This is a genomic window from Pseudomonas putida (assembly GCF_001636055.1).
Taxonomy (GTDB): Bacteria; Pseudomonadota; Gammaproteobacteria; order Pseudomonadales; family Pseudomonadaceae; genus Aquipseudomonas; species Aquipseudomonas machongensis.
In genome coordinates, this window is sequence record NZ_CP011789.1 from 3,986,164 (window position 1) to 4,001,902 (window position 15,739).

Annotated in this window: 17 protein-coding genes and 2 tRNA genes; 9 read left to right on the top strand and 10 right to left on the bottom strand. The window is 61.6% G+C overall.

The genetic code is table 11. The features are described from left to right. The first annotated feature begins 32 nt into the window (after positions 1–32). From AB688_RS17610 to AB688_RS17620, 3 genes are all read left to right on the top strand, one after another. Positions 33–1,121 carry an asparaginase gene (locus tag AB688_RS17610; RefSeq protein ID WP_054892061.1) on the top strand — a complete coding sequence of 363 codons (1,089 nt, stop codon included), beginning with the start codon at positions 33–35 and terminating at the stop codon, positions 1,119–1,121. A 140-nt stretch (positions 1,122–1,261) separates the two neighbouring features. Then, on the top strand, positions 1,262–1,501 hold the full coding sequence (locus tag AB688_RS17615) for a DUF1654 domain-containing protein (RefSeq protein ID WP_054892062.1): 240 nt from the start codon (positions 1,262–1,264) through the stop codon (positions 1,499–1,501). Positions 1,502–1,552: 51 nt separating this feature from the next. Beyond that, positions 1,553–2,518, top strand: coding sequence for an endonuclease (locus AB688_RS17620; protein WP_063545316.1), 966 nt, complete (start codon positions 1,553–1,555; stop codon positions 2,516–2,518). A 48-nt stretch (positions 2,519–2,566) separates the two neighbouring features. Here the strand turns inward: AB688_RS17620 and AB688_RS17625 are convergent, their stop codons facing one another. Further along, positions 2,567–3,550 (bottom strand): aldo/keto reductase, encoded by a 984-nt coding sequence (locus AB688_RS17625; protein WP_063545317.1) that lies wholly within the window; start codon positions 3,548–3,550, stop codon positions 2,567–2,569. 105 nt (positions 3,551–3,655) lie between these two features. Between AB688_RS17625 and AB688_RS17630 the strand changes: the two genes are divergently transcribed. Continuing rightward, positions 3,656–4,114, top strand: coding sequence for a MarR family winged helix-turn-helix transcriptional regulator (locus tag AB688_RS17630; protein WP_054892065.1), 459 nt, complete (start codon positions 3,656–3,658; stop codon positions 4,112–4,114). Positions 4,115–4,162: 48 nt separating this feature from the next. Here AB688_RS17630 and AB688_RS17635 read toward each other — a convergent pair whose 3' ends face one another. From AB688_RS17635 to AB688_RS17660, 6 genes are all read right to left on the bottom strand, one after another. Beyond that, positions 4,163–4,588, bottom strand: coding sequence for a hypothetical protein (locus AB688_RS17635; protein WP_063545318.1), 426 nt, complete (start codon positions 4,586–4,588; stop codon positions 4,163–4,165). Positions 4,589–4,853: 265 nt separating this feature from the next. Continuing rightward, on the bottom strand, positions 4,854–5,423 hold the full coding sequence (locus tag AB688_RS17640; protein WP_063545319.1) for an SPOR domain-containing protein: 570 nt from the start codon (positions 5,421–5,423) through the stop codon (positions 4,854–4,856). 104 nt (positions 5,424–5,527) lie between these two features. Then, complete coding sequence (locus AB688_RS17645; protein ID WP_155738215.1) at positions 5,528–7,201, bottom strand: RHS repeat-associated core domain-containing protein; 1,674 nt, start codon at positions 7,199–7,201, stop codon at positions 5,528–5,530. 71 nt (positions 7,202–7,272) lie between these two features. Then, the gene (locus AB688_RS26870; protein WP_155738216.1) at positions 7,273–8,442 is read right to left on the bottom strand and encodes an RHS repeat protein; all 1,170 of its coding nucleotides are present in this window, start codon (positions 8,440–8,442) and stop codon (positions 7,273–7,275) included. 180 nt (positions 8,443–8,622) lie between these two features. Then, positions 8,623–8,699, bottom strand: a tRNA-Val gene (locus AB688_RS17655). A 139-nt stretch (positions 8,700–8,838) separates the two neighbouring features. Then, positions 8,839–8,915 (bottom strand) — tRNA-Val (locus AB688_RS17660). 203 nt (positions 8,916–9,118) lie between these two features. Here AB688_RS17660 and AB688_RS17665 point away from each other — a divergent pair. Next, entirely contained in the window at positions 9,119–10,402 is a 1,284-nt protein-coding gene (locus tag AB688_RS17665; protein ID WP_054892068.1) for an NAD(P)/FAD-dependent oxidoreductase, read from the top strand. A 100-nt stretch (positions 10,403–10,502) separates the two neighbouring features. Here AB688_RS17665 and AB688_RS17670 read toward each other — a convergent pair whose 3' ends face one another. Then, a complete protein-coding gene (locus AB688_RS17670; protein WP_063545322.1) occupies positions 10,503–11,240 on the bottom strand; it encodes a peptidase C39 family protein in 738 nt (245 codons plus the stop codon). 159 nt (positions 11,241–11,399) lie between these two features. Here AB688_RS17670 and AB688_RS17675 point away from each other — a divergent pair, with 159 nt between their 5' ends. Continuing rightward, positions 11,400–11,579 (top strand): hypothetical protein, encoded by a 180-nt coding sequence (locus tag AB688_RS17675; RefSeq protein WP_054892070.1) that lies wholly within the window; start codon positions 11,400–11,402, stop codon positions 11,577–11,579. Between the two features lie 62 nt (positions 11,580–11,641). On the opposite strand, the gene AB688_RS17680 is transcribed toward AB688_RS17675, so the two are convergent. Both AB688_RS17680 and AB688_RS17685 read right to left on the bottom strand, forming a co-directional pair. Further along, a complete protein-coding gene (locus tag AB688_RS17680; RefSeq protein WP_063545323.1) occupies positions 11,642–12,394 on the bottom strand; it encodes a TerC family protein in 753 nt (250 codons plus the stop codon). Between the two features lie 15 nt (positions 12,395–12,409). Then, on the bottom strand, positions 12,410–12,649 hold the full coding sequence (locus AB688_RS17685; protein ID WP_063545324.1) for a hypothetical protein: 240 nt from the start codon (positions 12,647–12,649) through the stop codon (positions 12,410–12,412). A 137-nt stretch (positions 12,650–12,786) separates the two neighbouring features. Between AB688_RS17685 and nhaR the strand changes: the two genes are divergently transcribed. The 3 genes from nhaR (at position 12,787) to AB688_RS17700 (ending at position 15,739) form a co-directional block, all read left to right on the top strand. After that, on the top strand, positions 12,787–13,680 hold the full coding sequence (gene nhaR / locus AB688_RS17690) for a transcriptional activator NhaR (RefSeq protein ID WP_063545325.1): 894 nt from the start codon (positions 12,787–12,789) through the stop codon (positions 13,678–13,680). Between the two features lie 132 nt (positions 13,681–13,812). Continuing rightward, complete coding sequence (gene sstT / locus AB688_RS17695; RefSeq protein WP_063545326.1) at positions 13,813–15,024, top strand: serine/threonine transporter SstT; 1,212 nt, start codon at positions 13,813–13,815, stop codon at positions 15,022–15,024. Between the two features lie 67 nt (positions 15,025–15,091). Continuing rightward, the gene (locus tag AB688_RS17700; RefSeq protein ID WP_063545327.1) at positions 15,092–15,739 is read left to right on the top strand and encodes a YceH family protein; all 648 of its coding nucleotides are present in this window, start codon (positions 15,092–15,094) and stop codon (positions 15,737–15,739) included.

The window sequence follows — 15,739 nt, forward strand, 5'->3', positions numbered from 1 at the left end:
AACATCTCATTTGGAAGAGAGAAGAAAAAATAATGAACACCGCACTGAAAACCTTCGCACCGGGCGCCCTCGCCCTGCTGCTTGCACTGCCAATGACCGTTTCCGCCAAGGAAGCAGAACAACAGCAGAAGCTCGCCAATGTGGTCATCCTCGCCACTGGCGGCACCATTGCCGGGGCCGGTGCCAGCGCTGCCAACAGCGCGACCTACCAAGCTGCCAAGCTGGGCATCGACAAGCTGATCGCCGGGGTGCCGGAACTGGCCGACATCGCCAACGTACGTGGCGAACAGGTGATGCAGATCGCCTCCGAAAGCATCAGCAACGACGACCTGCTCAAGCTGGCAAAACGTGTCGCAGAGCTGGCCGACAGCAAGGATGTCGACGGTATCGTCATCACCCACGGCACCGACACCCTCGAAGAGACGGCCTACTTCCTCAATCTGGTCGAGAAGACCGACAAGCCGATCGTGGTCGTCGGCTCGATGCGTCCGGGCACCGCGATGTCTGCCGACGGCATGCTCAACCTGTACAACGCCGTGGCCGTGGCTGGCGACAAGCAGTCGCGTGGCAAGGGCGTACTTGTGACCATGAACGATGAGATCCAGTCCGGTCGTGACGTCAGCAAGTCGGTCAACATCAAGACCGAGGCGTTCAAGAGCGCCTGGGGTCCGATGGGCATGGTCGTGGAAGGCAAATCGTACTGGTTCCGCCTGCCGGCCAAGCGCCACACCAGCAACTCCGAGTTCGACATCAAGCAGATCAGCAGCCTGCCCCAAGTGGACATCGCCTATGGCTACGGCAACGTGACCGATACCGCTTACAAGGCCCTGGCCCAGGGTGGCGCCAAGGCGATCATCCATGCCGGCACCGGCAACGGCTCGGTGTCGTCGCGCGTAGTCCCGGCACTGCAGGAACTGCGCAAGGAAGGCGTGCAGATCATTCGTTCCTCGCACGTCAACCAGGGCGGTTTCGTGCTGCGTAACGCCGAACAGCCGGACGACAAGAATGACTGGGTCGTGGCCCATGACCTGAACCCGCAGAAGGCGCGGATCCTGGCAATGGTCGCCATGACCAAGACCCAGGACAGCAAGGAACTGCAGCGGATCTTCTGGGAATATTGATTCAGGTTTGAGTTGGAGCGGCCCTGTGCCGCTCCTGCTACAACCGCATTAGCCTTTGGATGCTTTTTGCCTGACATGCTGTTGCGAAAAAACTGACAGTGAAATACTGTACGCACATACAGCAAAATAAGGAAAGTTCCATGGCTAGCACCGCCGCAGCGCCCAGCAGTTATGAACAACTGGGCGTACGCATCCAGAAGATCATCAACAGCCCCACCGCCCAGCGCAGCCGCGCAGCACTGATCTTCCGCCTGGAGCACGAGTCACCCGACGACTGGGAAACCCTGCTCGAAGAAATCGCCGAGAACGACAACGTCACCCTCGCCCACCGTGACGATGGCGGCATCCAGATCTTCTGGACCGTCCCCAAAGAAGACTGATCCTTCCTCCCCGCCCCGCCTCTTCCACCGAAAGATGATTTGCGCTCGCCCATGAAAAAACTGCTGTCTGCCGTTGCCCTGCTCTTGTCCGTCGCCACTCCAGCGCTCGCCAACCCTCCCGCCACCTTTGCCGAAGCCAAGGTCGTGGCCAAACAGAAGATCTATCTCGACCAGGCCAGCAGCGCCATGGGTGAGCTCTACTGCGGCTGCAAATGGACCTGGGTGGGCAAGTCCGGCGGGCGCATCGACCCCGCCTCCTGCGGCCTGCAAGCCCGAAAGCAACAGACCCGCGCCGACCGCACCGAGTGGGAACACATCGTGCCGGCTTGGACCCTGGGTCATCAACGTCAATGCTGGAAGAACGGTGGCCGCGAGCACTGCGCCGACGACGACCCGGTATTCCGCGCCATGGAGGCCGACCTGTTCAACCTGTACCCGGCCGTGGGCGAGGTGAATGGCGATCGCAGCAACTTCAACTATGGCATGGCGTCGGGTGTGGGGCAGCAGTACGGCCAGTGCAAGACACGCGTCGATTTCAACCAGCGCGCTGCCGAGCCGCGCGATGAAGTCAAGGGCCTGGTCGCCCGCACCACCTTCTATATGTTCGATCGCTATGGCCTGAACATGTCTCGCCAGCAGCAACAACTACTGATGGCCTGGGACAAGCAGTATCCGGTCACCCCCTGGGAGCGCGAGCGCGACCGTCGCATCGCCGGCATCATGGGGCAAGCCAACCCGTTCGTGAGCGGTGAGCGGCGCTGGACAGTCGGCTACAAGACCGTCGGCGACGGTGTGGTCAGTGGCGTTGCCGACAAACCCATCAAGGCCACACCTCAGCCCACCCTGGCCAAGGCCAGCATGACGGGCACGATCATCGGCAACCAGAACAGCCACGTCTACCATCTGCCCAGCGGCTGCCCTGGCTACAATCAGGTGTCGGCCAAGAACCAGGTGAGCTTCGAGTCCGAGTCGCAAGCCCGGGCGGCCGGTTACCGCAAGGCCGGCAACTGCCGCTGAGCCTCATGAACCGGGAGCGCCTTTACGGCGCCCCGGAAGCAAGATCAGTCATGCCACCGGAATGCGAGCAGTCCGCTCGACGGGCAGCGACACGAGCTGGCTGACGTCATCCAGGCGCTGCAACTGCTCGCTGCTGAGCTTCACCTCAAGCCCCGCCAGGTTCGATTGCAACTGCGCCAGCGAGCGCGGCCCTATCAGCGGCAATGTGTCGTGACTGGCGGCCCAGGCGATCGCCACCTGATCTGCCGGTACGCCATGCTCCTGCGCCACACCTAGCAGCGCATCGAGGATCGCGCTGCGCTGCGGCGAATTCTCTGCCTGGAACACCTTGCCGCCCAGGCCCTGGGCTCGCCCGGCCTCGCCCTGGCGGTACTTGCCGGTCAGCATGCCGCCGCCCAAGGGCGAGAAAGTCATCATGCCCAACCCCAATGCTCGACAGGTCGGCAGCAGGTCCAGCTCGCATTCGCGACGCACCAGGCTGTGTTCGAACTGTGCAGCAGCAATAGGCACGGCGCGAGCAAGCTGGGCATAGGTGGCCGCATGGGCCACACGCCAGGCAGGGAAGTTGGACAGGCCGACATACAGCACCTTGCCTGATCGCGAGAGGTCTTCCAGACCACGCAGCAGCTCTTCGGTCGGGGTCACATGATCGGGGAAGTGAGCCCAGTACAGATCGACACGGTCCGTGTTCAAACGCTTGAGACTGGCCTCCAAAGACGTGACCATGGCTTTGCGGCTATTGCCGGTGGCCAGCACGCCCGCAGTGGGCGAGGCGCCCTGGGTGAACTTGGTCGACAGCACCACCTCATCGCGGCGCCCTGCCAGCAAGCGCCCCAGATGCGTTTCAGACTCACCGAACTGATAGATGTCCGCCGTATCGACGAGATTACCGCCAGCCTCAAGATAGGTGTCAAACATCGCCTTGCATGCATCGGGGTCGGCGCCATGACCCCAGGCGGTGCCAAAGTTGCCTGTACCCAATGCCAGCTGGGACAGTTGTAATCCGGTCTTGCCAAAGGGTGTGTAGCGCATGGATGCTCCTGAGCCGATGAATACCGTTCCAACAGGCGCCAGGGTTGATCGCCCCCGGCCAACAGAACATTTGCATATACAAATGTTGCAGGTACAATATTTCACATGAACACATCAATCAAGCCCTCCGGCTGCACAAACCTCAAACTGCGCCAATTGACGCGCATGGTCACCCGCCACTACGACCAGCACTTGGCTGCCATAGGCCTGAAGAACACCCAGTACGCCCTGCTTTCCCATGTGCTGCGGCTCGGCCCGTTGCGTCCAGGTGAGTTGGCCAAGGCCATGCAGATGGAACCTTCGACCCTGACGCGCAACATGCAACCGCTGGTAGCTCAGGGCTGGCTGACCATTTCGGCGGGCGGCGATGCGCGCAGCCGTGCGGTGCAGATCACCGAGGCCGGGATAGAAAAACGCGAGGAAGGCAGTCAGGCGTGGCAGGCGGCCCAAGACTCATTGCAGGACGCGCTGGGGCTTGAGCGCATCAGCGCGCTGCATGTACTGATGGATGCGTGCATGACCACGCTCAATGACCCGGAGGCTGAAGCAGCTGACTCCCTGTAGAGTCGGCCCCGTATCGTGACCAGATGCCCCCGCCAAAGGCGTGCGCTATCACGCCAGCGCCTGCAGATAGGCGCTGGCCTCTCGATAACGGCTCAGCCGGGCGATATCGGCGGGCCCCGGACATACAATTCGCGAGAGATCACTGTTGTCGGCGAGGTCGGCCAGCTTCACTTCGCGCGCCAGCGGATCACTGCCCAGCCGCACGACGAAATCCTCGTAGCGCTCACCCTCACGCCGACTCAACGCCAGCAGCGCCGCCAGGATTTTCAGAGTGAAGCCCTCGCGGGCCAGGTCGGACAGGGTCAGCGGCGTATCCTCCAGCACATCGTGAAGCACCGCGACGATCCGCTGCTCGGGCGTCGAGACCCGCTCCATCACCCGCAGCGGATGCAGGATGTATGCGGCGCCGCCTTTGTCGATCTGCCCTTCGTGGGCTCTGGTCGCCACCACGATTGCTCGTTCCAGGCTAGACATGACCCCTCCTTTCACCCCGTACGTCGTCGCACACGCGCCATTGCAACAGCATCGACAAGGATGCCGTCATGCAAAGCATAGTCCAGTAAATGTCCTTCGACTTCAAAGCCATGGCGCTTGTACAAGATCAGTGCCGGTTCGTTGTCGCTGTATCGGGGCCTATCGAATGGTAAGGCGGGCGTGATCGGCCTCCTTGGCAGTAGAGGCCGCAATACAGGGGGCTATGACCGAGGCTATGCAACGCCCCCGCCCGGGCGCGGGAGTATCAGCGCTTGACGCCGTGCTGAATGACGATCGAATCCGTGCCCAGGCGTGCCATGACGTCGGCCTTGCGCGCATCGGCCTCGTCCTTGGTGGGGAAAGGCCCCATCAGCACGACAGGCTTGCCGTCGCGGTATTCGACCCAGGAAGGGATGCCTTTTTCGATCAGGCGCGCGGTCATGTCGGTGAGTGCCCCCATATTGGGCCCCTGCACGACTTCGACATCCCAGCCTTCCGGCGCCGGTTCGCCAGCCAGGGCATCGGCACGGCGCTGCAGCTCGGCACCGCCGCAGATCTCACGGATGCGCAGATTGTTGCCGCTATCGTCGACCAGGATCTCGTACTGGCCATCGTGCTTGATCGCCACATAGCTGCGATAGGCTTCGTACTGGCCGGCGTCATCCTTGCCGCGGACCTGGCCGCAGATCGAACCCTGAGTGTCGATCCGCACGTTGGCGAACTTGGCCGTCTTGGGATTGTGCAGGTGTTCGGCCACCTGGTTGTGCACGCCCTCGACCTCGTTCTCACAGCCAGCCAGGGCCAGCACTGCCAATACCACTGCCAGTTTGCGCACGCGTGTACCTCCAGATTCGAAGGGGCGCATTCTAGCACGAGGCACAGCACAGACCGAGGGTCAGATTGGCGCAGCAGCGGCACCTGGCCCGAGCTGGCTAACCATCAATGCTTGAAGGCATTCCTTATTCTGGAAAGAAAATTCGGCTTTCGCCCAGGCTGAGCAACGGTCGTCACCGGCCTTCGCGGAAGGCCACGTGCAGGTGCAGTCAAGTGCGGCACTGGCGGGAGTTGCGCCTCGACTTCGGATCGACGCGCCATGTGCAGATCGCCTTCTCTCCCTTTGTAGATATCCATGACTGCATTGTATTTAAACTCGGCCAGCGCCTTGGCTTGCTGCCGCTTCGCGAGGACCTTGCGATCACCGATTTCATAGATTATTTGATTGGCCTCTGCGTACAACTGGTCCACCCACTGAAAGCCCGTCTGCTCGACATCCCGCAACTGCCCATTGGCCTGGAACATTTCCAGCAGCAGGGCCGGCCTGTTTTCATTGAATGAAGAAGCGAGTTCTTCAAGACCTTGCGCCCAATGCGATTTGAGGAAAGCCAATACCGCCCGCCCCCTTTCTGCCCGATCATTGATTTTCCAGAATTCATTGACCTTGGCCATATACGCATGAGGATCACTGAACATTGTCATTCGCCACTCCAGTGACGCAGTGCTTCCATGCGAGGTTATTCGCGGTCTGTTGTTCTCAATGCCTGCTGCATAACCTGGCGGCGTTCGGTAATGCCCCGTTTCCGTCGTAATGCGCCCCCCGTCATAAACACCTACGAAATCAGGGAATCCCCGCTCACCCTGCGGCCGAATGGACATATGCCTGTTCATCGTCGACACATAGGCATTATCTCCCCAGATGGCGATAGCCCACGGCGGAGCTGAATCAAGTTGCTCACCCCACGGGACGAAGCCCAAGGCATCGTGGTTCACATCGGTCATGACATCCGCCAGAAATGCCGATAGCACCGGGTAAACGGGTTCTAATCCCTGTTGATCCTTGAGCGTGACGGGGTTGTTGCGAACCATGCGATACAGGTTCAGCCCATCCACGACACCAGCAGGGTCAGCGCTCAACCAGCGCCCGAGCCAAGGCTGGTAGTACCGCAACCCGTAATAGTACAACCCGGTGGCGTCACACTCCTTTCCGGAGTAGCGCAAGGTCTTGTAATCCGCCTCCACCTCGCTACGTGCGGTCCACACCGCAGTACCGCCATAGGGGTAATACTCTTCCTGGCTGATGACCTCGCCCTGCTCATCCAGCTCCAGCTGACTGCTGCCCAACAGGTCGTCGAAGCTGTAGCGCAGCGTGTCACCGGTCAACCCATCGGGCCAATGCAGCAAGCGCGCCTGACCTCGCCCGGCACTGCCCACGGCAACCACTTCAAGCGCCTTCTGCGCGGCGCCGTCGAAAGCTTGGTCGCGCAGCTCGAGCCCAGGCAAGTACAAGACCCGGCGCTCCTGGATACCGTCACCGATTTGCCGGGAAGTGACTTTCAACAGGCGCCTGCCAGCCCCGTCGTAGCGGTAATGCTCACTATCATCAATCGTGCTGCGGGCGACCTGCACCACGCGCCCCAGTTCGCCACGCGGATTCCAGTGCAAAGGCTGGCCAGCCTGTAACCACAGCGCGTGACCAGCGCCGTCGAACATCCGCTCGACATCACCCGGATCAAGGCCCTCTTGCCAGCGCACAGCACGATTGCCATGGGGGGAGACCAACAGGTCCGTGGTGTAGCTGTTGCCACTGCCCGGCGCGCTGTGACGGATTTGCGTCAAGTTGCCGCCCCTGTCGTACTTGTAGTCGCGCTGATAATGGGTAAACGCCTCGGGGCCACTCGGCAACGGCACTAACGCCGACGGAACCCCCCCCCCTGCTGCCCATGCGCCGCCAATTCCCGGCCACACGCCTGCACCAGCTGGTAAAGGCTGTCGTAGATGAAGGTGTTCTGTGCCAACACTTTTTGATTACGCCAGAACCGAGTAGCCTGCGCAGCGTTGTCTACACTGGCCACGTTGCCCACGGGGTCATAGACGTAGCGCAGGTATTGCAGCAATCGGCCCCCTGCCGGATGGCCGTCTGGGCGTTCCGTCTTGATGGCTGACACACGTTGCGTCTGCGGTTCATATAGATAGTGGGTCAGTACGCCATTGCCATGCAGTTCCCGCTGCTTCTGCCCCACGGCTGTCCAGGTCAATGCCTCAAGCACACGGCGCTCTTGCTCCTCGCCTTGCACATGCACCGAACAGCTGCTCAAGCGGCCAACCACATCATACGCATGGCGCTGCCGATGCCCCCGCGCATCGGTTTGCGTCAGTGCCGCGCCGGTGGCGTCGGCGCTACAACCACTGACGTGGATGATGGGCTCCAGCTTTGCCTGCCAAGCTTGCTCATTCTCGCCAAGCCATTCAGGCCGCTCGGCATCCCTCAGCATTTGCCGGGCAACGAGCAGTGGCGTCCCCGTCAAAGCGATGCTGCACACCTGCTGCAGGCCACCCGTATCATAGTGGCGCACACATTCGCCCAGCAGATTGCGCGCACGCTCGACGGCACCGTCAAGCGCCCAGATCCAGCGCTCGCACACTGCACGCTCGGCGCCCTCTGCCTGTTCATCAAGTGAATGTAATCGCCCTGAAAAGGCTACCGACTGGTAATTCCAGCGACGGGTAACCCCCACGCCGCTGCGACGCATCAGTTGCCGTCCCGCGCAATCGTCCAACGCGAGCAGCGTGCCGGCATCGACACTCTGAGAACGTACCACCGCGCCGCTCAGAGCAGGCTGCAACAGCAGATTGGGTGGCGCACCTGGTGCCTCACGCCGGCTTTGGGCCAGACGCGGGTCTATGCTTTGCACAGGGTGGCCACGTGCATTGAAATGAAGGTGGGTTACCCGACAATCCGTTGAGTCAGGGCTATCCGGATGGCGGTGAAAACGGATATCGCGGACGATCAGGCCCCGGTTATCGGAGACGCTGACTTCAGGCGTGTACGTGTGAAGCGACGCGTTGGCACCCTGCATGGAGAGGCTCCCTTCATCGGGATCGGCGGAAGACGCCAAGCAGCCTCACACATGCCGCTACCTACTCCCTGGCGATGTTCTCGAACCATTCAATGCGAGATTAGCCATCCCTGAGAGAGCTGCCACCTCAAAGGGCGAAAATGAAAAAGGGCGTCCCTTTCGGGACGCCCTTTTCAGATTTGGTAGGCACAATTGGACTCGAACCAACGACCCCCACCATGTCAAGGTGGTGCTCTAACCAACTGAGCTATGTGCCTGTCGTGTGGTGCGCATATTAGTGATCGAATGCACACCTGTAAAGCGTTTTTTCTCAAAAAAATCAAAAACTTTGCAGGCTGGAGCTATGCCCGGACGCAAAAAAGGGCGACCCTTGCGGATCGCCCCTTTTCTTCGATTTGGTAGGCACAATTGGACTCGAACCAACGACCCCCACCATGTCAAGGTGGTGCTCTAACCAACTGAGCTATGTGCCTGTCGATGAGGGCGCATTCTACGCGCTAGAAAATCCCTGTCAACAGTTTTTTTCGAGCTAACCTACTGATTCTAAAAATGTTTGCGCCCATGGGTGGCAGTAACGCTCCTGTAAAGGATTTTCACCATACGACTAGCGGGTGTTTATTATTATTGATAGCATCGGTACATTCGTTAAAAATATAAAACACGAGGTTTTCCGAGCATGGCTAACACCCCCTACCCCCAGTCCTACTACGCCGCCTCGGCCAACCCGGTGCCGCCACGTCCGGCGCTGCAGGGCGAGGTGGAGACCGATGTATGCATCATCGGTGCCGGCTACACCGGCCTGTCGAGCGCGCTGTTCCTGCTGGAGAACGGCTTCAAGGTGGCCGTCGTCGAAGCCGCCAAGGTCGGCTTCGGTGCATCGGGCCGCAATGGCGGGCAGATCGTCAACAGCTACAGCCGCGACATTGACGTCATCGAACGCACCGTCGGCCCCAAGCAGGCACAACTGCTGGGCGAGATGGCCTTCGAAGGCGGACGCATCATCCGTGAGCGCGTGGCCAAGTACAACATCCAGTGCGACCTGAAAGACGGTGGCGTATTCGCGGCCCTGACCAGCAAGCAGATGGGCCACCTGGAGTCGCAAAAGCGCCTGTGGGAACGCTTCGGCCACACCCAGCTGGAGCTCATGGACCAGAAGCGCATCCGTGAAGTGGTTGCCTGCGACAGCTATGTAGGCGGCATGCTCGACATGAGTGGGGGCCACATCCATCCGCTGAACCTTGCCTTGGGCGAGGCCGCTGCGGTCGAGTCGCTGGGCGGCGTCATCTATGAGCAGACGCCTGCCGTACGCATCGAGCGTGGCGCCAACCCTGTGGTACATACCCCACAAGGCAAAGTGCGCGCCAAATTCATCATCGTCGCGGGCAACGCCTACCTGGGCAACCTGGTGCCGGAACTGGCCGCCAAGTCCATGCCCTGCGGCACCCAGGTGATCACCACCGAGCCACTGGGCGATGAACTGGCCCGCACTCTACTGCCACAGGACTACTGCGTCGAAGACTGCAACTACCTGCTCGACTACTACCGCCTGACCAGCGACAAGCGCCTGATCTTCGGCGGCGGCGTGGTCTACGGTGCACGCGATCCGGCGAACATCGAGGCGATCATTCGTCCGAAGATGCTCAAGGCCTTCCCTCAGCTCAAGGACGTGAAGATCGACTACGCCTGGACCGGCAACTTCCTGCTGACCCTGTCGCGCCTGCCGCAGGTCGGTCGTATCGGCGACAACATCTACTACTCCCAGGGTTGCTCGGGCCATGGCGTGACCTACACGCACCTGGCGGGCAAGGTACTGGCCGAAGCCCTGCGTGGCCAGGCCGAGCGTTTCGACGCCTTCGCCGGCCTGCCGCACTACCCGTTCCCGGGTGGTCAGATGCTGCGCGTACCGTTCAGCGCCATTGGTGCGTGGTACTACAGTCTGCGGGATCGCCTGGGGTTCTGATGTAGCACCGTATTGTTCTTTTCGCGGGTAAACCCGCTCCCACAAACGTGCATCTGTGGGAGCGGGGTTACCCGCGAAATGGAATCAGTACCGCCAGCAACTACTGCCCTAGGCTGCGCAGCGCCTGCTTCGCGGCAATCTCCTGCCCATCCCGCGCCAGCTCGTCGGCGGCCTTCAGCCAGCGCTGGCGATCGACCTGGGCCGGCAGGCGCTGCGGCGGTTGTACCAGCACAGCCCAGCTCCCCTCCTTGGCCCAGGCACTCTCGAAGGTGTCGAAATCCAGCAGATGCCGCCGGGCCATCCCTGAACGCAGCAACACCCGCTGCTTGTAACGGTCGTAGCCAATCAGCACCGCATAGCGTGGCTCGCCCCACAGCGCCGAGCCGTCGTGGTAGCGCAACAGCACCGGATGACCGGCCGCCACCTGGGTGAGCAAGGCATCCAGGCGCTTGTCCAGCGGATAGACCACCATCCCGTACTCGCGGGCCACTCGGGGAATACCGGTTTCCAACGACGCCGCGCCCTGCGGGAGGTTCAGTGACTTGTCCAGCAGGCCAGGCGTGATCGGCGCGCCCTGCTGCGAAAGCACGGCGGCCAGGGCCATGGAGCCGCTCAAGTTGGCATTGCCACGATAGAACGGCACGCTGCTGATCTCGACCCGCTGCGGCAGTTTGTCGAGCGCTGCCGGTGGAGAACCGGCGCAACCCGCAAGGCTGGCGGCCACCAGGCAGGCCGCCAGCAGGCGGCACGGGCTCAGGGAGGTGAAGAAATGCTGCGACATGGACACTCGCTTGTTTCGACGCCCGGCAGACAGCGCCTGGCACTGGGCTCCGATCATAGGCGCCTGCGCGGCGCGGGTATAGCCCGCTTCGGGCTTGTAACGAAACGACCCAAGCAATAGACCTTCGGTCAATGGAACGTCACACGCCTGCAGCTAGACTAAGTAAGTGTCTGGAGGGAACAGCCCACAGCTGTCCCGAGAGAAGGAGGCACGCACATGAGCCTGACAATGGCAATCTTCATGCTGGTCGCGATGTGGTTGAGCGTCGCCACCGCCATGCTCTGGGGGGTACTGCGCATCGCACGACGCCATGCCCGACCGCATCACACCCAAGCGGCCACCACGCCCAAGCCGCAGCCGCTGCATCGCACCCGCCGGCACGCCGGGGCACATTGACCTGATCCGCAAAAGAACAAGGGGCTGCCTGGCAGCCCCTTCTCTTTTACCTCAGCCTGCTGTCAGCCTTGCGCCGCCTCGCGCTTCAGGCGTGCCCGGCGAACCATGATGTTGAGAATCTCGATCACCGTGGAGAAGGCCATCGCTGCGTACACATAGCCTTTCGGTACGTGGGCGCCGAAACCTTCGGCGATCAGCGTCATGCCAATCATGATCAGGAAGCCCAGTGCCAGCATCACCACGGTAGGATTGTCGTTGATGAACTTGGCCAGCGGGTCGGCGGCCACCAGCATCACGATCACGGCACTGACCACGGCGATGATCATGATCGGCAGGTGCTCGGTCATGCCCACGGCAGTGATGATGCTGTCTACCGAGAAGACGATGTCCAGCAGCAGGATCTGGCCGATGGCCGCAGCGAAGCCCAGGGTCACGGTGGAGCCGGCCTTGGACTCTTCCTTCGCACCATGCGGGTCGACGCTTTCGTGAATCTCCTTGGTCGCCTTCCACAGCAGGAACAGGCCACCGGCGATCAGGATCATGTCCTTCCAGGAGAAGGCGTGGTCGAACACCTCGATCACCGGCTCCGTCAACTGGACGATCCAGGCCACCGTAGAGAGCAACGCCAGGCGCATGATCAGCGCCATGCTGATACCGATGCGGCGCGCCTTGGAGCGGTAGGCCTCGGGCAGCTTGTTGGTGAGAATGGAGATGAAGATCAGGTTATCGATACCCAGCACGATCTCCATCGCCACCAAGGTAGCCAGGGCGATCCAGGCGGCGGGGCTCGCGGCAAGTTCCAGCAAGTATTCCATTTAGTGTTCCTTCGCTCAGATGTCCTGGGTGTCGTTCTTGTCTTGCTTGCTCTCGGGCTTTTGCCCTTCACCACCAAGAGTGTCGTTCAGCGCTTGCTGGGCCGCCTCGTTGGTCTTGTCGATCGCCTGCTTGGCCGATTCGGCAGCCTGGTTCAGCACCTGCTGCGCCGACTTCTCGGCCTGGTCGCACCCCGCCGTGGCCAAGAGCGCCAGCGCCAGTACCAACGGGGTGCCGATGGATTTCAGTTGTAGCATAGGGTCCTCGCTTATCGATATTCGGCTGGCGCGCGCACCGCGCCTGATGGAGTCGAATTCTAGAGAGGACAACAGTTCAGGAAAATTCGTATTTTTAGCGGTTATACTTCGATTTTTACGAATCGAGTAGCATCTCTATGCTCAACTACCGGCAGCTTCACTATTTCTGGGTAGTAGCCCGCACTGGCAGCATCACCCGCGCCAGCGAGCAATTGAATCTCACGCCGCAGACCATCAGCGGCCAGATCAGCCTGTTCGAACAGACCTACAACCTGGAGCTGTTCCAGCGCGTCGGTCGCCAACTGGAGCTGACCGAAACCGGCCGGCAGACCCTCGCCTATGCCGAGCAGATGTTCCAGATCGGCAGCGAACTCGAGACCCTGCTGCGGGCCGGCCCCCAGGAGCAGATCCTGTTCCGCGTCGGGGTCGCCGACGTGGTGCCCAAGTCCATCGTCTATCGCTTGCTGGCACCGACCATGGAGCTTGACGAAGTACTGCGCATCAATTGCCGTGAAGACAAGCTGGAGCGCCTGCTCGCGGACCTGGCGATCCAGCGCCTTGACCTGGTGATCTCCGACAGCCCCATGCCCAGCCATCTGGACATCAAGGGCTATAGCCAGAAACTGGGCGAGTGCGGCCTGAGCTTTTTTGCCACTGCGGCACTTGCCACTCGGTTGAAGCAGCCCTTCCCCGGCTGCCTCAACGACGCACCGCTACTGATCCCCGGCCAGGAAACGGTGGTGCGCAGCCGCCTGTTGCGCTGGCTGGCCGAGCAGCAGGTGCAGCCGCGTATCGTCGGGGAATTCGACGACAGCGCCTTGATGCAGGCATTCGGGCAATCGGGCAGCGGCATCTTCGTGGCACCAAGCGTGATCGCCGATGAGGTGTGTCGGCAATACGGCGTGGAGTTGATCGGGCAAACCGAGGCGGTGCATGAGTCGTTCTATGCGATTTCGGTGGAGCGCAAGGTCAAGCATCCGGGGATCGTGGCGATTACCGAGGGGGCACGCAGGGAACTGTTCAACTGGTGAGGCCATGCTGGCTTTTTCTGGCAGATTGCACCGCGATCGCTGCAGTGCGTCGGAGGAACAATACCGTCAGCCCTGTCCTACAGTGCCTGTGCTAAAGTCCGCGGTTCGTTCAAACCCGAGACCCCGCTGCACATGAGCCCTGTTTTTCGCCTTCTCAACCGCACCAGCCTGGTGACCCAGATCATCATTGGCCTGGCTGCCGGTATCGCCCTGGCGCTAGTCGCCCCGAGCCTGGCCCGGGATCTTGCATTCCTCGGCAAGGTGTTCGTCTCGGCCCTCAAGGCCGTGGCACCGATCCTGGTGTTCGTGCTGGTCATTGCCTCCATCGCCAACCACCAACAAGGCCAGCAGACCCATATCCGCCCTATTCTCTGGCTCTACCTGCTGGGCACTTTCGGTGCCGCGGTGGTCGCCGTGGTGGCGAGCATGGCCTTCCCTTCGACTCTGGTGTTGAGCGCACATGAAGCGACGCTGAGCGCCCCCGGCGGCATTGCCGAAGTGCTGCAGGGCCTGCTGCTGAGCGCGGTGGACAATCCGGTGAGCGCACTGGTCAATGCCAACTTCATCGGCATCCTGACCTGGGCGATCGGCCTGGGCATAGTGCTGCGCAAGGCCGGCAAGGCAACGCGCGGTGTGGTCGACGACCTGTCCAACGGCATCACGCAGCTGGTTCGCGTGGTGATTCGCTTCGCCCCGCTGGGGATCTTCGGCCTGGTCAGCTCGACCCTGGCCGAGGCGGGCCTGGATGCCCTGCTCGGCTACCTGCACCTGCTGGGGGTGCTGATCGGCTGCATGCTGTTCGTGGCGTTGGTGATGAACCCGTTGATCGTGTTCTGGAAGATTCGTCGCAACCCTTACCCGCTGACCCTCCTGTGCCTGCGCGAAAGCGGTATCACCGCGTTCTTCACTCGCAGCTCGGCGGCAAACATTCCGGTGAACCTGGCATTGTCGGAGCGCCTGGGCCTGCATGAAGACACCTACTCGGTGTCGATCCCGCTGGGTGCGACCATCAACATGGCCGGGGCAGCGATCACCATTACCGTGCTGACCCTGGCGGCGGTGCATACCCTGGGGATCACCATCGACCTCCCGACCGCGGTGCTGCTCAGCGTGGTGGCCGCGGTCTGTGCCTGCGGCGCCTCGGGCGTGGCCGGCGGGTCGCTCCTGTTGATTCCTCTGGCTTGCAGCCTGTTCGGCATTCCCAGCGAGCTGGCCATGCAGGTGGTTGCCGTCGGCTTCATCATCGGTGTGTTGCAGGACTCGGCGGAAACCGCGCTCAATTCATCGACCGACGTACTGTTCACTGCGGCTGCGTGCGAGGCCATGGAGCGGCGTGCTGCCTGAGCCGCAATTGCTTAAGCCAGACGCAAGGCCTAGGCTAATGGCCTTTTCCTAGTAACGAGACAGGGCCATGTCAGAACACGAAACCGCAGGCGAAGGCCGCCTCAACAGTATCGAGGTCCGTATCCTCGGCGCGCTGATCGAAAAGCAGGCCACCAGCCCGGAAAGCTACCCACTGACACTCAATGCGCTGGTCCTGGCCTGCAACCAGAAGACCAGCCGGGAGCCGGTGATGAACCTCTCCCCCGGCCAGGTCGGCCAGGCCCTGCGTGCACTCGAAGGCCAGGACATGGCCCGCCTGCAGATGGGCAGCCGCGCCGACCGCTGGGAGCAGCGGGTGGACAAGGCGCTGGAACTGGTGCCGGCACAGTTGGTACTGATGGGCCTGATGTTCCTGCGCGGGCCGCAGACCCTCAATGAATTACTGACCCGCAGCAATCGCCTGCACGAATTCGAAGACGTCGATCAGGTCCAGCATCAGCTGGAACGTCTGGTTTCACGTGGGCTGGCGTTGCACCTGCCACGTCAGGCAGGCCAGCGTGAAGACCGCTACACCCACGCCCTGGGCGATCCGGCCGAGATCGAAGCGATTCTTGCCGCGCGCCAGCAGGAGGGTGGTTCACGCAGTGCTTCAGGTGCTGCTTCGGACGAGCGGATCGAGGCGCTGGAAGCCCGCGTCGCGGCACTGGAAGCCCGGCTGGCTCAGCTCGAGGGCTGA

Coding starts and splice junctions, on each gene's coding strand:
- AB688_RS17635 (WP_063545318.1), bottom strand. CDS start 4,588: ATGTCTAGCCTGGAACGAGCAATCGTGGTGGCGACCAGAGCCCACGAA.
- AB688_RS17630 (WP_054892065.1), top strand. CDS start 3,656: ATGAACACATCAATCAAGCCCTCCGGCTGCACAAACCTCAAACTGCGC.
- sstT (WP_063545326.1), top strand. CDS start 13,813: ATGAGCCCTGTTTTTCGCCTTCTCAACCGCACCAGCCTGGTGACCCAG.
- AB688_RS17620 (WP_063545316.1), top strand. CDS start 1,553: ATGAAAAAACTGCTGTCTGCCGTTGCCCTGCTCTTGTCCGTCGCCACT.
- AB688_RS17625 (WP_063545317.1), bottom strand. CDS start 3,550: ATGCGCTACACACCCTTTGGCAAGACCGGATTACAACTGTCCCAGCTG.
- AB688_RS17685 (WP_063545324.1), bottom strand. CDS start 12,649: ATGCTACAACTGAAATCCATCGGCACCCCGTTGGTACTGGCGCTGGCG.
- AB688_RS17670 (WP_063545322.1), bottom strand. CDS start 11,240: ATGATCGGAGCCCAGTGCCAGGCGCTGTCTGCCGGGCGTCGAAACAAG.
- AB688_RS17700 (WP_063545327.1), top strand. CDS start 15,092: ATGTCAGAACACGAAACCGCAGGCGAAGGCCGCCTCAACAGTATCGAG.
- AB688_RS17675 (WP_054892070.1), top strand. CDS start 11,400: ATGAGCCTGACAATGGCAATCTTCATGCTGGTCGCGATGTGGTTGAGC.
- AB688_RS17665 (WP_054892068.1), top strand. CDS start 9,119: ATGGCTAACACCCCCTACCCCCAGTCCTACTACGCCGCCTCGGCCAAC.
- AB688_RS26870 (WP_155738216.1), bottom strand. CDS start 8,442: ATGCAGGGTGCCAACGCGTCGCTTCACACGTACACGCCTGAAGTCAGC.
- nhaR (WP_063545325.1), top strand. CDS start 12,787: ATGCTCAACTACCGGCAGCTTCACTATTTCTGGGTAGTAGCCCGCACT.
- AB688_RS17615 (WP_054892062.1), top strand. CDS start 1,262: ATGGCTAGCACCGCCGCAGCGCCCAGCAGTTATGAACAACTGGGCGTA.
- AB688_RS17610 (WP_054892061.1), top strand. CDS start 33: ATGAACACCGCACTGAAAACCTTCGCACCGGGCGCCCTCGCCCTGCTG.
- AB688_RS17680 (WP_063545323.1), bottom strand. CDS start 12,394: ATGGAATACTTGCTGGAACTTGCCGCGAGCCCCGCCGCCTGGATCGCC.